The organism is Paractinoplanes lichenicola (genome assembly GCF_016785085.1).
GTDB classification, from domain to species: Bacteria; Actinomycetota; Actinomycetes; order Mycobacteriales; family Micromonosporaceae; genus Actinoplanes; species Actinoplanes lichenicola.
The window spans coordinates 325,553-339,857 of sequence record NZ_JAENHO010000006.1 but is presented as its reverse complement, the minus strand read 5'-3'; the positions used below and the strand labels follow the sequence as shown (position 1 = coordinate 339,857).

Below are 14,305 nucleotides of genomic sequence, written 5' to 3'. Positions count from 1 at the left end.
ACTCCTAAGATGACCCCATGACTGGAGAAGAGGTCGGCGAGCGCCTGGTCGCGCTGCTGACGGACGACTCGCCGGACGCGCCGCCGGGCGAGATCGTCGCCGGCCTCTCGGGCGGCGGCCCCGGCCACGAGCGCGCGGTCGTCGACGTGCCGGTCGCCCGCTGGTGGGAGACGGTGGGCACGGCCAAGCACAACGGCGCCCTCGGCTGCGACTATTTCGACTGGCTGTCCGCCGTCGACGAGCTCGACGAGGGTTTCCGCGTGGTCGCGCATCTGTGGTCGATCCGCCGCCACCACGCGCTGCTGCTGCGCACGCTCGTGCCCCGCGACAACCCGGTGATCGAGTCCGTCGTCGAGCTCTTCCCCGGCGCCGCGTGGCACGAGCGGGAGACGTTCGAGATGTTCGGCATCACCTTCGCCCGCCATCCCGACCTGCGGCCGCTGCTGCTGCCGCCGGGCTTCGAGGGCCACCCGCTGCGCAAGGAGTTCGTGCTGGCCTCCCGCGTGGCCAAGGCCTGGCCCGGCGCCAAGGAGCCCGGCGAGTCCGAGGCCGGCACGGCCAAACGCGCCCCCATGCGCCCGCCCGGCGTGCCCGACCCGAAAGAGTGGGGCCCGCGGGCGGGGGAGGGCGCCTGATGCCGATCTGGCTCGACCTCATCGTCCGGGTGGTCGCCGTCGTCGCGGCCTTCCTGGTGCTGCCGCTCGTCGTCGGGCAGGCCGAGCACAAGGTCATGGCCCACATGCAGGGCCGCCTCGGCCCGATGTATGCGGGGGCGTTCCACGGCTGGGCCCAGCTCGTCGCCGACGGCGTCAAGTTCGTGCAGAAGGAGGACGTCGCCCCCGGCGAGGCCGATCGGCGGGTCTTCCGGCTCGCCCCGATCGTCGCCCTGTTCCCCTATCTGCTGGTGCTGCTGGCCATCCCGCTCGGCCCGAACGGGCTGGTCGCCCAGGGGCTCGACGTCGGCCTGTTCTTCGTGCTCGCGGTGCTCGGCGTCGGCGTGCTCGCCGTCCTGATGTCCGCGTGGGCCTCCGCCAACAAATACAGCCTGCTCGGCGGTCTGCGCGGCGCCGCCCAGCTGCTCGGTTACGAGCTGCCGCTGGTGCTGGCCGCGGCGAGCGTGGCCATGGCCGCGGGCACGCTCAGCCTGCCCGGCATCGTCGAGGCCTGGCGCCCGTGGTGGCTGCTCTGGCAGGCCCCCGCCGCGATCGTCTTCTTCGTCGCCGGCCTGGCCGAGATCCGCCGTCCGCCGTTCGACATGCCGATCGCCGATTCCGAGCTGGTCTTCGGCTACATGACCGAATACACCGGCCTGCGGTTCGCGTTCTTCCTGCTGGCGGAATACGTCGGCATCATCGTGATCGCCGCGCTGACCACGGTGTTGTTCCTCGGCGGCTGGCACGGCCCGTTCGCCGACCAGCTCGGCTGGCTGTGGACGCTCGTCAAGATCTTCGCGGTCTCGTTCGTGATCATCTGGCTGCGCGTCAGCTTCCCCCGGCTGCGCGAGGACCAGCTGCAAAGGCTCTGCTGGCTGGTCCTCGTGCCGTTGGCGCTGGCTCAGCTGGTGCTGACCGCAGCCGTCAGGGTGCTCACGTGAGCAGCGTCACCGAGTAGTCATTCGTGGTGCCGCTCGCGGTGTAGGTCGCGGTCTGCCCGTTCGCGCAGTACGACACGAACACGTTGCCGGGCACGCTGTCTCCGGCCGTCGCGTTCACCAGCGGCCGCACGTCCACACCCTCGGCGAACGGCGTCGAGGCGAGGTCGACGATCCGCCACTGGTTGATCGGGTAGGTGTCGGTGGGCGCCGAGAGCTGCCCGTCCCGCGTGGTGATCTGGAAGTTGATCGTGAACCCGCCGTTGTTGACGACGGCCACCTTCTGCACACACGGTTCCGCCAGCGCTTGCGGCGCTGCCGCGGCCGGCGAGGCCAGTGCTCCGATGATTCCGGCCGATCCCACGAAGGCCAAGGCCAGTCGTCCGGTCCTGCTCATACGAAGATTCTCCGTTCGCTCGGATGAAGCGGTCAGCCGTGTAGTAACCGGACACCCGGGCATCAAACAGAGGATCTTCTATATTTATTACTTTTACTATTAAGCACTCTCAGGATCACAAAAGTCCGCATCCCGTACGCATCGTCGCCTCCCACGGCGGCCCAGGTAAGACGCTCGACGCTGCCCTGCCGTCCCACGCGGCCAGGCGGCCGCGAACGGCCATGGCGCGCGACCGGGATGTCCCCGGTGGTCACGCGAAAGGGGCTCAGAGGTTGCGCGGGCGGACGGCGCTGAGGGGGATCTCGATCGGCCATGGACGTTCGAGCCGGATCGTGTCATCACCCTCGAAGGAGCCGACCGACTCATAGGCCTTCGTCTCGGTGTTGAGCTCGTAGGCCTCCACGGCGAGGCCACCGCTGGTCTCGATCAGCCAGTAGAACGGGATGCCGGCCTGCGCATAGTAGGTCGGCTTGGTCACCCGATCGGCGCTTTTGGTGCTCGGCGAGACGATCTCCATGGCCAGGACGACGTCTCGGGCCGCGAACTTGCCGGTGCCCGACCTGGCGGCCTCGAAATTCACCACCAGCAGGTCGGGGATGTGGGTTCGATCGTGGCTGAGCACGACGTCGTTGGCCTGAGTGACGAAGAGATGCTCAGGGCAGGACGCGGACAGGACATAAAACAAGAAGCCGGAAAGAGCCTGATGAATGCTCGAAGGCGAGGGGGTCACGTGGATTTCTCCGTCGTAGATCTCGCGACGAATGCCATCCTCGGGCGTCCGATCGAGATCGGCGGCAGTCCACGCGCCCTGAGGTGGCATGTCGCTGGTGGCAGCGGTCATGCGATGCCTCCTCGGCGCGGATTACTGACCCCGGAGTCAGCTTACCGGAAGATCTGATGGGGGTGTGCTCGCATCAAATGGGGCGACGGGGCAGGATATGCGTTTGTGAGTGACGACGGGGAGCGCAGCACGCCCGGGAAGGGCCTCGTGCAGGGGCTCGCCGTCACCCTCAAGACGATGACCCAGCGGACGACCACCCAGCAGTATCCGGACGTCGAGCCCGAGCTTCCCCCGCGCAGCCGTGGGGTGATCGCGCTTCTCGAGGAGAACTGCACGGTCTGCATGCTGTGCGCCCGCGAGTGCCCCGACTGGTGCATCTACATCGACTCGCACAAGGAAGAGGTCGTGGTGCCCGGCGCGGCGCGCTCGCGTCAGCGCAACGTGCTCGACCGGTTCGACATCGACTTCTCCCTGTGCATGTATTGCGGCATCTGCATCGAGGTCTGCCCCTTCGACGCGCTGCACTGGACGCCCGAGTTCGAATACGCCGAGACCGACGTTCTCGATCTGCTGCACTCCAAGGACCGCCTGGGCGACTGGATGCGCACCGTCCCGCCGCCGCCGGCCCACGACGTGCTGGGCGAGCCCTCCAAGGAAGAGGCCACGGCGGCCCGCAAGGCGGCTGGCCCGGGCGCGGCCACGGCAGCCAAGACGGCCCGGCCCGCGGCTCGCCGGCCCGCCGCAGCCGCCCCACCCGCGAAGGCGGCAGGAGAGGAGCCCGCGAAAGCGGCGGGCGACGAGCAGGCGAAGCCCGGGTCCGGCGAAGCGGAGCGGGAGCGGTGACGGTCGCGGACGCGCTGATGCTGGCTCTCGGCGCGATCGCGGTGGGTTCCGGCGCGCTCGTCGTCACCAGCGCTCACCTGGTTCGTGCGGGCTTCTACCTGGTCGTCAGCCTGGGCGCGACCGCCGGCCTCTATCTGGTGCTCGGCGCCGAGCTCGTGGCCTGGGTGCAGATCCTCGTCTACGTCGGCGCGGTCGTCGTCCTGCTGCTCTTCGCCGTCATGCTGACCCGGGCGCCGATCGGCCCGTCCAAAGATCTCGACCGCCCCGCTCTGCCCGCCGCGATCATCGGGGGCGGCGTCGGGCTCGGCCTCACGGTGCTGCTGGTCGACGCCTTCCGCTGGACCGAGTTCGAGCTGCCCCCGCCCGGCAACGGCCGCCGCGTCGGGGAGCAGATCTTCGGCGCCTGGGTGCTGCCGTTCGAGGTGCTCTCGATTCTGCTGCTGGCCGCCCTGGTCGGCGCGATCGTGCTCTCCCGGCCCGACATCGGCGCCCGCCCCGACCCCAACGCCGGCGCCGAGCCGTCACCCGCGCCCGGCCCGGTCGGGGAGTCGCCCGAGGTGGCCGCCCGCCTGGAACGCATCGCCGCCCGCCAGGCCGCCGCCCAGTCCCGGGTGCGGGCCCAGCGCGCCGCCGAACGAGCCGCCGAAGAGGGCGAACCGGTGGACGAGGCCCCGGCGGCCAACCGAGTGCCCACCCGCGAGGACGCCCTCAAAGATCAGGCCCGCGACGTCGTCTTCCGCGCCCGCGAGGCCGGCCCCAAGCTCGGCCAGCCGGACAAATCGGAAATGTCCGCTATTGAGGGCGGAGCTAAGTCGGCTGAAAGAAGGGTCATCGAGGGATCGAGTAGGGAAACCGGGCGGAGGGCCATCGAGGGGTCGAGTAAAGAGACCGGGCAAAGGGCGCTGCCGCGCAGCACGCCCGAGGGCGAGGGGGAGTGATGCACGCGGTCATCCCGTACGTCGTCGCTGCTTTGCTTTTTGCGCTCGGGGTTTACGGCGTCCTGCGGCGGCGCAACGCCATTCTCGTGTTGATGGCCGTCGAGCTCATGCTCAATGCCGTCAACCTGATCCTGGTGGCGGCCGACAGCACGATCAAGTCGGCCCTGGTCGGGGTGCAGCCCGAGGCCTGGGCCCACGCCGCCCCCGAGCCCCGGGCGGGCGCGATCTTCGCCCTGTTCGTCATTGTGCTGGCCGCGGCCGAGGTCGGCGTGGGCCTGGCCATCGTCCTGCAGTATTACCGCCTGCGCCGCGCCGTCGTTCTCGACGAGGTCGCGCTGCACGAGCACGACCACGAGCGGGTGCCCCGATGACCGCCGCCGCGCTGATCCCCGGCGTACCCCTGCTCCTGGGCCTCATGGGCCTGTTGTTGCCCATGAAAAGGCGGCCCGCCGCCGTCCTCGGCATCACCGGCGCCGCGATCTCACTCCTGGTGACGCTCAGCGTGCTACTCGCCGCCACCAAGCCCGTCGAGTGGAAAACACACTGGGTGAGCCTCGGCGACATCCAGCTCACGCTGGGCATCAGCGCCGGCCACGCCGCCCTCTACATCGCCCTGGCGGTCTGCGCGGTAGCCCTCGCCGTCCAGGTCTATTCGGTCGCCTACCTGCACGACGACCCCCGCTACGCCCCGTACGCGGCCCAGATCAGCCTCTTCACCGGCGCGATGCTCCTCGTCGTCACGAGCGGTGACCTGATCACCCTGCTGATCGGCTGGGAGGTGATGGGCGCCTGCTCCTACCTGCTGATCGGGCACGACCGGCGGCTGCCCGAGGCCCCGGCCGCCGCCGTCAAGGCCTTCCTGGTCACCCGGGTCGGCGACGTCGGCTTCCTGCTGGGCGTGGCGATCCTGATCGTCGACGCCCGCACCAGCGAGATCGCCGTCGTGCTGGCCGAGCCGCCGCATACCGCCGCGCTGGTCCTGATCCTGGCCGGGGTGGCCGGTAAGAGCGCCCAGTTCCCGTTGCACACGTGGCTGCCCGACGCGATGGCCGGCCCCACCCCGATCTCGGCCCTGATCCACGCGGCCACCATGGTCGCGGCCGGGGTCTACGTCGTCTTCCGGCTCTATCCGCTCTACGACCGGTCGCCGGCCGCGCTGGCCGTCCTCGGGGTCATGGCCGCGATCACGATCCTGCTCGGGGCGCTCAGCGCGACGGCCCAGGACGACCTGAAACGCGTGCTGGCCTGGTCGACCGTCAGCCAGATCGGCTACATGACCGGCGCGCTGGCCGTCGGCTCGCCCGCCGCCGCGCTGTTCCACCTGCTCACGCACGCCGCGTTCAAGGCCCTGCTGTTCCTCGCGGCGGGCGCGGTGATCCACGCCGTGGGCACCAACTACCTGTCCCGCATGGGTGGCCTGCGCGAGCACATGCCGGTCACGTTCACCTCGTTCGTCGTCGGCCTGGGCGCGCTGGCCGGGGTGCCGCCGCTGGCCGGGTTCTGGTCGAAGGAGAACGTGCTGACCGCGGCCGCGCACGCCACCGAGGGCGGCGGGGCGACCCCGGTCTGGGTCGGCTGGGTGGTCTGGGTGGCGGCGCTCTTCGCGGTCGCGATCACCGCCTGGTACGCCACCCGCCTGCTGCTCCGGGCCTTCTTCGGCATCTCGCGCGCGCACGGCCCCGACGGCCCGGACTGGGAGGTCGGCTTCGACGACGCCCGCTACACCCAGCCCGCCGCGCCGCACGACCCGCCCGGGTTGATGCGCTGGCCGATCCTGCTGCTGGCGATCCCGTCCGCGCTGCTCGGCCTGGCCGCGTACGCGCCCGGTTTCCGCACCGCCCTCGAGCTGGAAAATCCGCATCTCAGCGTCGCCATCGTGCTGCCGTTGATCCTGCTGGCGGCCGGGGCGACGGCCGCGTGGTGGCTCTGGCGTCAGGTGCCCGGCGTCGATCCCGCGCTGGCTCTCGGGCGCGCGCGTCCCCTGCTGGCGTCGGGTTTCCGGCTCGACGAGATCCAAGACCGTTTCCTCGTACGCCCCACCCGCGCGCTGGCCCGGGCGGTGACCACGGCCGACACCAAGGTCGTGGACGCGGCCGTCGAGGGCACCGGCACCACCACCTCGGCCGTCGGCGCCGCCCTCGCGTACGCCCATCGCATCCCGCTGCCCGCGGCGGCCGCGGCCGTCCTCGCCGGCGCCCTCCTCCTCGGCGCCGCCGCAGTCCTGTTCGGAGCCGCCGCATGAGCGCAACGCTCGTCGCCGTCCGAGGAGCCGCCGCATGAGCGTGGCCCTAGTAGCAGTGCTCCTCATCCCGGCCCTCGGCGCGGCCGTTCTCGCGCTCATGCCGAAAACCCAGGATCAAGCCGCCCGCAAAACCGGCACGATCTTCGCCGCGGCCGCGCTGATCCCGATCGTCGTGCTGCCCTTCGCCCGCGACGACGCCTGGTCGTCCTACTCGGTCAACCCCCTGGCCGTACGCCCCTGGGCCGAGCTCGACCTCTCCTGGGTCCCCGCCCTGCGCCTCGACTTCCACCTCGGCGTCGACGGCGTGTCCTACCCCCTGATCGCCCTCACCGGCCTGCTCACCCTGCTCTGCTGCGCGTACACGGTCCGCAAGGTTCCCGAGGGCGGCCCCGGCCGTACGCTCGTGGCTCTCCTCCTGGTCCTCGAGACCGGGATCCTGGGCACGTTCCTGGCCCTCGACCTGATCCTGTTCTTCCTGTTCTTCGAGGTCGTCCTGCTCCCCATGTACGCGGTGATCGCGGGCTGGGGCGGTCCCGACCGGCGGCGGGCCGCGCGCAAGTTCGTCCTCTACACGCTCTTCGGCTCGGTGTTGCTGCTGCTCGGCGTGGTGCTGGTCGCCGTTACCGCGGGCACGGGCGACATCGCGCAGCTCACCGGTGGCGCGGGCCTGAGCCGTTCGGTCCAGTACGGCGCGTTCGCCCTGTTCGCCATCGCGTTCGCGGTGAAGGCCCCGCTCTGGCCGCTGCACACCTGGCTGCCCGACGCGCATACCCAGGCCCCCACGGTCGGCTCGGTGATCCTGGCCGGCGTGCTGCTCAAGATGGGCACGTACGGCCTGATCCGGATCGGGGTCGGGGTCACGCCGCTGGGCGCCGAGTGGGCCGCCCCCGTGCTGGGCGTGCTCGCCGTCGCCGCTGTGCTGGCCGGGTCCCTCATCTGCCTGCGCCAGACCGAGCTCAAGCGCCTGATCGCCTATTCGAGCGTCGGCCACATGGGTTTCGTGCTGCTCGGCATCGCCACGCTGACCGCCACCGGCCTGCAGGCGGCGCTGCTCGGCAACGTCGCCCACGGCCTGATCACCGGCCTGCTGTTCTTCCTGGCCGGCGCGATCAAGGACCGGGCCCACACGGGCGAGCTGGCCGACCTGGGCGGCCTGCGCGAGTCGGCGCCGCGGCTGGCCGGTCTGCTCGGCTTCGCCGCGATCGCGTCGCTCGGCCTGCCCGGCCTGGCCGGCTTCTGGGGTGAGGCGTTCGCCGTGGTCGCGGCGGTCGAGCGGGGCGGCGGCCTCTGGGTCACGCTGGCCGTGCTGGCCGCGATCGGCGGCGCGCTGACCGCCGCGTACTTCCTGCGCCTGCTCCGCAAGGTCACGCACGGCCCGGCCAAGGGCAGCGTGCCCTCGGAGATCACCGGTGCCGAGTGGCTGGCCTGGTCGCCGCTGGCCGCGCTGACCCTGGCCGTGGGGGTCGCGCCGGCGCTGGTGCTGGCCGCGACGAGCGCGCCGGTGCGAGCCCTGACGGAGGCACTCCGATGAAGGCGCAGGCCGTCGACCACATCTCACTGCTTCCCCTGTACGCCGCGGCCGGCACAGCGGTGCTGGTGCTGCTGGCCGATCTGCTGCTCGCCCGGCGTACGGCCGTCTTCGCCGCCCTGGGCGCAGGCGGGCTGGCCACCGTGGTCGCCGCGATCTTCACCGGTTTCCGGGCCGGCACGTTCTGCGACCCGACCGGCGGCGCCTGCTCGTGGGTGCCGAGCCCGCTGGCCGCCACCGCCGCGGTCGTGTTCGCCGCCCTGACCGTCGGCGTGCTCGCCCTGTCGATCCCCGCGCTGCGCCTCGGCACGGCCCCGGCCGGCGAGTTCTGCTTCCTGCTGGCCGCCTCGATGACCGGCGGTGTCGTGGTCGGCTACGCCGGCGACCTGATCACCCTGATCGTCGGCCTGGAGACACTGACCCTGCCGCTCTATCTGCTCGTCGGCCTGCGCCGGTTCGCGCCGGGGGAGCGGGTGACCACCTCGGCCGCGTCCGCCTCGGTCACGTTCTTCCTGATCAGCGTCGTCTCCACGGCGATCGCGCTGCTCGGGGCGGCCCTCAACTACGCCGCCACGGGCGCCCTGCACTTCGACCGCCTGATCGACGGGGCCGGCCCCACAGCCCCGGTCGCCCAGGCCGGCGTGGCCCTGCTGGTGATCGGTCTGGCCTTCAAGGTGGCCGCCGTGCCGCTGCACGCGTGGGCCCCGGCCACCTACGAGGGTTCTCCGCTGCCGGTCGCCGCCTATCTGTCGACGGCCTCCAAGCTGGGCGGCGTGCTGGCCCTGGCCGCGATCGTGACCCGCCTCGACGCGGCGACCCTGACCGCCCTGCTGGCCCTGCTCACGATGACGGTCGGCAACCTGGTCGCGCTGCGCCAGACCCGCATGGTCCGGCTGCTCGCCTGGTCCTCGATCGCCCAGGCCGGTTACATCCTGGCCCCGCTGGCCCTGGGCGCCGACGGGGTGCGGGCCGCGGCCGCGTACGCGGTCTTCTTCGTGGTTCTCGAATTCATCGCGTTCGCCGTGGTGGTGGCCCTGCGCCCGCCGGGCGAGGACGGCGGCGACATCGATTCCTACCGGGGCGCCGCCCGCCGCTCCCCGTGGCTGGGCGCCGCCCTCGTGCTGGCCCTGGCTGGGCTGGCGGGCCTGCCCCCGGGCCTGGCCGGCCTGTTCGCCAAGGTCACGATCGTGGACGCCCTGATCGACGGCGGCCAGACCTGGCTGGCGGTGATCGTGGCCCTCAACGCCGTGATCGCCCTCGCCTACTACGTGCGGGTCGCCGCCCTGCTCTACGCCGCCCCGCCGCGCGTCGGCATCGCGGTCGCCGACCCGGAGCTGCTCGAGGCGGCCACCCACCCGCGCCTCCCGCTGACCCGCCCGGTGGCGGCCGCCCTGATCACCGCCGCCGTTGCAGCCGTCGTCCTGGGCTTCGCCCCCCAACTGCTCTTCGACGCCCTGTCATGAAACGGCCGGCCGACGAGAGACTGGCCGACGTGAGACTGGCGGACGTGAGACTGGCGGACGTGAGACTGGCGGACGAGAGACTGGCCGACGAGAGAGGCGCGCTGTCGTGACGCTGCCCAACACCTATGAGCTGGCCCTCGGCGACGGCCGGGTGCTCCGGTACTGCTTCTACGGCCCCGCCGACGGCGTCCCGGCGATCTTCCAGGGCGGGTCGCCGAGCAGCCGGTGGAAGCGCCCCGACGTGACCGCCACGATGGAGAGCAGCCGGCTGCGCCTGCTCGTCTACGACCGCCCCGGCTACGGCGGCTCCACGCGCCTGCCCGGACGAACGGTGGCCGGGGCCGCCGACGACACGCGGGTGCTGGCCGATGCGTACGGGTGGGAAAGGTTTGCGGTCTTCGGTGGCTCGGGTGGCGGGCCGCACGCGCTGGCCTGCGCCGCCCGGCTGGCCGAGCGGGTCACCCGGTGCGCGGTGCTGTCGGGGATCAAGCCGGGCGGGCCGCCGCGCGAGGAGCAGCCCGTACGGGAGAAGACCGTCGAGCACTCGAGATCCGTGATGGCGCAGGTCACCGCGGGCGGGCCCGAGTTCATCGGCCAACCGGGACCGCCCGCCCGCGAGGACCCGCTGGCCATGGCCCGGCTGCGGGCCACCTTCGCCGACAGCATCGACGGCTGGGTCGACGACACGCTCGCGTTCAACGAGCCGTGGGGTTTCGACCCGGCCACGATCACGGCGCCGGTCGCGATCTGGCGCGGAACGAACGACACCGCCGTGCCCGCCGACCACGCCGCGTGGATGCTCGACCACATCCCCGGCTCGACGGAACACGTCTACGAGGGCGGCCACCTGCCCGGCCCGGTCACATACGCGGAGATCTACGACTGGCTGGCCGGCTGAGGACGGCCCGCTCACGTACTCCGAGTTCTCCGACCGGCCGGCAGGCTGAGGACGGCCCGCTCACGTACTCCGCGATTGACGACTGCCCGGCCGGCTCAGGACGGCCCGCCCGGCCAGCAGCAACGCCAGCACCCCGAACCCCGCCGTGAGCCCGGCCAGCGACGCCACCCCGGCCACCAGCAGCGGCCCGCCGGCGTCGCCCAGCTCCCGCCCCAACTCGGCGGTCCCCATCGTCTGACCCAGCCGGGCCTCGGGCGTCGAGGCGGCCAGGGCGGCGAAGGCGAGCGGAGTGATCAGTCCGGTGCCCACTCCGTTCAGCACGGCCGAGGCCAGGATGCCGGCCAGCCCCGGCAGCACCACCGCGGCCAGGCCGGCAGTGGTCAGCAGCAGGCCTGCGAACACCCCGGTCCGGGCGGTCAGGCGGCCCTCGTCGAGCGCCCTTCCGGTGCGCGGCTGCACCAACGCGGCGCACAGGGCCAGCACCGAGACCGCGGCGCCGGTGGCGATCGTGCCCAGCCCGGCCTCGCGACCCAGCACGGGCAGGAAGCCGACGGCCACCGACAGGGCCGCCGTCGCGGCGGCCAGCGCGCTCGTCGGGCCGAGGAACGCCGGGTCGGCCAGCCGGCGGGCCAGGTCGACCACCGTCTGCCGGGTCTTGGGCAGCGGCGGCACCCGCGGCACGACCACGGCCGCCCAGATCGCGACCGCGATGCCCATCGCCGTCATGACCAGGAACAGCAGCCACAGGCCGCCGGCCCAGAGCAGCACGCCGCCGAGCAGCGGGCCCAGCGTGTAGCCGATCGACTTGTAGAACCCGTACGAGCCGAACGCCCGCCCGTGCTTGGCCGCCGGGTTGAGCCGGGCCACCAGGGCCGACGCCGACGGGGAGAACGCCGAGGCGGCCGCGCCCTGACCGAGCCGGGCGGCCCACAGCCAGCCGGGGTCGTCGGCGAGCACATAGACGGCCGACGCCGCGGCGAACGCGATCAGGCCGCCGAGCAGCACCGGGCGCAGGCCGATCCGGTCGGCCAGGCTGCCGAAGACCGGCTTGAGCAACACCTCGGCGCCGTCGTAGAGGGCGAGCAGGGCGCCGAGCATGATCAGCGAGGTGACTCCGCCGATGTTGGCCGCGATCGCGTGGGCGCCGAAGGCCGTCGTGAAGCCTGCCGCGTAGAGGGGCCACATCCGCACCGGGACACCGTACGGGCTCAGCCAACTCACAGCGTGACCGGGATGAATCGCCAGGTGAGCGACGTTCTATGGGATGCGTGGCCCTACCGGGTCACCCGTTTAAGGAGTCCCTGTTGCACAGCCATCACAACGGCCTCAAGACGGCCGCTCTGCTGGGTCTGCTGACCGCCCTCATCCTGGGCGCCGGCTATTGGCTCGGCGGCAGTGGCGGTCTGGTCTTCGCGGTTCTCATCTCGCTGGCCATGAACGCCGGCACCTACTTCTTCTCGGACAAGCTGGCCCTGCGGGCGATGCGTGCGCAGCCGGTCAGCGAGGCGCAGTTCCCCGAGCTGTACGCGATGGTGCGCGAGCTCTCGCAGGCGGCGCGGCAGCCGATGCCCCGGCTCTACGTCTCCCCGACGCCGCAGCCCAACGCGTTCGCGACCGGGCGCAACCCGCAGCACGCGGCGGTGGCCGTGACCGAGGGGATCGTCCGGCTGCTCAGCCCGCGTGAGCTGCGCGCGGTGATCGGGCACGAGCTGTCGCACGTCTACAACCGCGACATCCTGATCTCGAGCGTGGCCGGCGCCCTGGCCGGCATCATCACGATGTTCGCCCAGCTGGCGATCTTCCTGCCGTTCGGCGGGTCGGACGACGAGGACAGCCCGAACCCGGCCGCCCTGCTGCTGATGCTGATCCTCGGCCCGCTGGCCGCCTCGGTCATCCAGCTGGCGATCAGCCGCAACCGCGAGTTCCAGGCGGACGCGGACGGCGCCACGCTGACCCGTGACCCGCTGGCCCTGGCGAGCGCCCTCGAAAAGATCCACTACGGGGCGCAGCGGCTGCCCCTGCCGGCCGACAACCGGCTCACCAGCGCGGCCCACCTGATGATCGCCAACCCGTTCCGGGGCGGCGGCCTGGCCAAGCTCTTCTCGACGCACCCGCCGATGGCGGAGCGGGTCGCCCGGCTCCGTCAGCAGGCCGGTGCCATCCAGTACGTTCGCTGATCCGTCCAACCAGGAGGGCCGCCCCGGCAAGGGCGGCCCTCGCTGTGTTTCCGGACACCACCCCCCATATTTCGGTCGTGTTGTGCGGGCCTCCGGCGTTAGGGTCGGGGAACCGTAACAAGCGTTACCGATTGGTGGAGGAGGCGGGCACAGTGACCGCGTTGCGTCAGTATCTGGGCGTTTGGCAGCTGCCGGGCGGGCGGATCCTGCTCAGCGTGGGCATCCTGGCCCGGCTCGGGATCGGCATGACCCCGCTGGCCCTGTTGCTGCTCGTGCAGCAGGCCACCGGCAGCTACGCGGCGGCCGGCCTGGCCGGCGGCGTCTACGCGCTCGCGGGCGCGGCCCTGAGCCCTGTCGCGGGCCGGCTGGCCGACCGCATCGGCCCGGCCCCGATCCTCGCCGCCACCGCCGTCCTGCACCCGGTGGCCCTGGTCGCCCTTGTGCTGACCAGCCGGGGCGGGGCCGAGGTGCTGCCCTGGATCTTCGTGCTGGCGGCCGTGGCCGGCGCCACCTATCCGCCGCTGTCCGCGGCGATCCGGCGCGCGTGGACCGACATGACCGAGCCCGGCAGCGGGCAGCATCACCTGCGCGGCGCCGCGATCGCCGCCGAGACCTCGCTTTTCGAGCTGGTCTTCGTGCTCGGCCCGATCCTCGTGGCGGCGTTCGTCGTGGTCACCAGCCCGGCCGCGGCCCTGCTCGGCGCGGCGGTGGCGACCCTGCTCGGCACCCTGTGGATCTCGCGGCTGCCGGTCATGCGCCGCCGTCACCGGCCCGAGAGCGACGACACGGCGCGCGGGCTGGGCCCGCTCAAGGTGTCGGGCTTCCCGGCCCTGCTGGTCTGCGTGATCGCGCTCGGCATCGGGTTCGGCGCGGCCGGCGTCATCGTCCCGGCCTACGCGAGCCAGCACGGCGGCGGCGACGGCCTGGGCGGCGTGCTGCTGGGCATCTGGGGTGTCGGCAGCGCGATCGGCGGCATCTGGTTCGGCACCCGGCGCCCGGCCATGGAGCTGCCCCGGCAGTTCGCGTGGCTGCTCGGCGCGGTCTCGCTGAGCTTCCTGGTGCTGGCCTTCATGCCGAGCCCGCTCTGGCTGGGCGTGGCCCTGGTGCTGGGCGGCGCGGTGATCGCCCCCGCCCTGACCGTCGAGACCAACCTGGTCGGCCGGCTCACCCCACCGGCGATGCTGAACGAGGCGTACACCTGGGTCGTCACCGTCTCGGTGGCCGGCAGCGCCGCCGGCGGGGCGGTGGCCGGCGCGATCGTCGACCAGCCGGGCGGCCTGGGCTGGGCGTTCGCCCTCAACGCGGCCGTCCTCATGGTGGCCGCGGTGGTGGCGGCCGTCCCGCACGGCTCGATCGCCCGCGCCGACCGCCTGGCCACGGCCCGCCTGAGCGAGGCCCTGGGCCGTTAAGCCGGGATAACTGATCGAGGCGTAGGCGCGACTGATCG

General features: G+C 72.2%; 13 protein-coding genes and 1 pseudogene. 11 read left to right on the top strand and 3 right to left on the bottom strand.

Going from position 1 to position 14,305, the window contains the following annotated elements; translation table 11 throughout:
• The first annotated feature begins 17 nt into the window (after positions 1–17).
• Together JKJ07_RS22710 and JKJ07_RS22705 are read left to right on the top strand one after the other, a co-directional pair.
• Positions 18–635, top strand: a complete 618-nt coding sequence (locus JKJ07_RS22710; protein WP_202993705.1) for an NADH-quinone oxidoreductase subunit C — start codon at positions 18–20, stop codon at positions 633–635.
• Positions 635–1,594, top strand: coding sequence for a complex I subunit 1/NuoH family protein (locus tag JKJ07_RS22705; RefSeq protein WP_202993704.1), 960 nt, complete (start codon positions 635–637; stop codon positions 1,592–1,594). Before JKJ07_RS22710 ends, JKJ07_RS22705 begins: the two co-directional genes overlap by 1 nt.
• Here the strand turns inward: JKJ07_RS22705 and JKJ07_RS22700 are convergent.
• Both JKJ07_RS22700 and JKJ07_RS22695 read right to left on the bottom strand, forming a co-directional pair.
• Positions 1,587–1,988 carry a hypothetical protein gene (locus JKJ07_RS22700; protein ID WP_202993703.1) on the bottom strand — a complete coding sequence of 134 codons (402 nt, stop codon included), beginning with the start codon at positions 1,986–1,988 and terminating at the stop codon, positions 1,587–1,589. The genes JKJ07_RS22705 and JKJ07_RS22700 overlap by 8 nt on opposite strands.
• Before the next feature lie 265 nt (positions 1,989–2,253).
• Entirely contained in the window at positions 2,254–2,829 is a 576-nt protein-coding gene (locus tag JKJ07_RS22695) for a Uma2 family endonuclease (RefSeq protein WP_202993702.1), read from the bottom strand.
• A 105-nt stretch (positions 2,830–2,934) separates the two neighbouring features.
• Between JKJ07_RS22695 and JKJ07_RS22690 the strand changes: the two genes are divergently transcribed.
• The 7 genes and pseudogenes from JKJ07_RS22690 to JKJ07_RS22660 all read left to right on the top strand — a co-directional run bounded on the left by JKJ07_RS22690 (position 2,935) and on the right by JKJ07_RS22660 (position 10,681).
• Positions 2,935–3,612: a 4Fe-4S binding protein gene (locus tag JKJ07_RS22690; RefSeq protein ID WP_202993701.1), complete on the top strand. Its 678-nt coding sequence runs from the start codon at positions 2,935–2,937 to the stop codon at positions 3,610–3,612.
• Positions 3,609–4,124: pseudogene (locus JKJ07_RS22685) on the top strand (NADH-quinone oxidoreductase subunit J family protein); the annotation flags it as partial. The gene JKJ07_RS22690 and the pseudogene JKJ07_RS22685, both read left to right, overlap by 4 nt.
• Before the next feature lie 425 nt (positions 4,125–4,549).
• Entirely contained in the window at positions 4,550–4,921 is a 372-nt protein-coding gene (nuoK, locus tag JKJ07_RS22680) for an NADH-quinone oxidoreductase subunit NuoK (RefSeq protein ID WP_202993700.1), read from the top strand.
• Entirely contained in the window at positions 4,918–6,792 is a 1,875-nt protein-coding gene (locus JKJ07_RS22675; protein ID WP_202993699.1) for an NADH-quinone oxidoreductase subunit 5 family protein, read from the top strand. Before nuoK ends, JKJ07_RS22675 begins: the two co-directional genes overlap by 4 nt.
• A 34-nt stretch (positions 6,793–6,826) precedes the next feature.
• The gene (locus JKJ07_RS22670) at positions 6,827–8,323 is read left to right on the top strand and encodes a complex I subunit 4 family protein (protein ID WP_202993698.1); all 1,497 of its coding nucleotides are present in this window, start codon (positions 6,827–6,829) and stop codon (positions 8,321–8,323) included.
• Positions 8,320–9,783 (top strand): NADH-quinone oxidoreductase subunit N, encoded by a 1,464-nt coding sequence (locus tag JKJ07_RS22665; RefSeq protein ID WP_202993697.1) that lies wholly within the window; start codon positions 8,320–8,322, stop codon positions 9,781–9,783. The genes JKJ07_RS22670 and JKJ07_RS22665 overlap by 4 nt, the downstream gene beginning before the upstream one ends.
• A gap of 106 nt (positions 9,784–9,889) precedes the next feature.
• Entirely contained in the window at positions 9,890–10,681 is a 792-nt protein-coding gene (locus JKJ07_RS22660) for an alpha/beta fold hydrolase (RefSeq protein ID WP_202993696.1), read from the top strand.
• A gap of 60 nt (positions 10,682–10,741) precedes the next feature.
• Here JKJ07_RS22660 and JKJ07_RS22655 read toward each other — a convergent pair whose 3' ends face one another.
• Entirely contained in the window at positions 10,742–11,866 is a 1,125-nt protein-coding gene (locus JKJ07_RS22655) for an MFS transporter (RefSeq protein ID WP_202994023.1), read from the bottom strand.
• Positions 11,867–11,940: 74 nt separating this feature from the next.
• On the opposite strand from JKJ07_RS22655, the gene htpX reads away from it, so the two are divergent.
• Together htpX and JKJ07_RS22645 are read left to right on the top strand one after the other, a co-directional pair.
• Positions 11,941–12,858 (top strand): zinc metalloprotease HtpX, encoded by a 918-nt coding sequence (gene htpX, locus JKJ07_RS22650; RefSeq protein ID WP_202993695.1) that lies wholly within the window; start codon positions 11,941–11,943, stop codon positions 12,856–12,858.
• A gap of 152 nt (positions 12,859–13,010) precedes the next feature.
• Positions 13,011–14,267, top strand: coding sequence for an MFS transporter (locus tag JKJ07_RS22645; protein WP_202993694.1), 1,257 nt, complete (start codon positions 13,011–13,013; stop codon positions 14,265–14,267).
• Positions 14,268–14,305 lie beyond the last annotated feature (38 nt).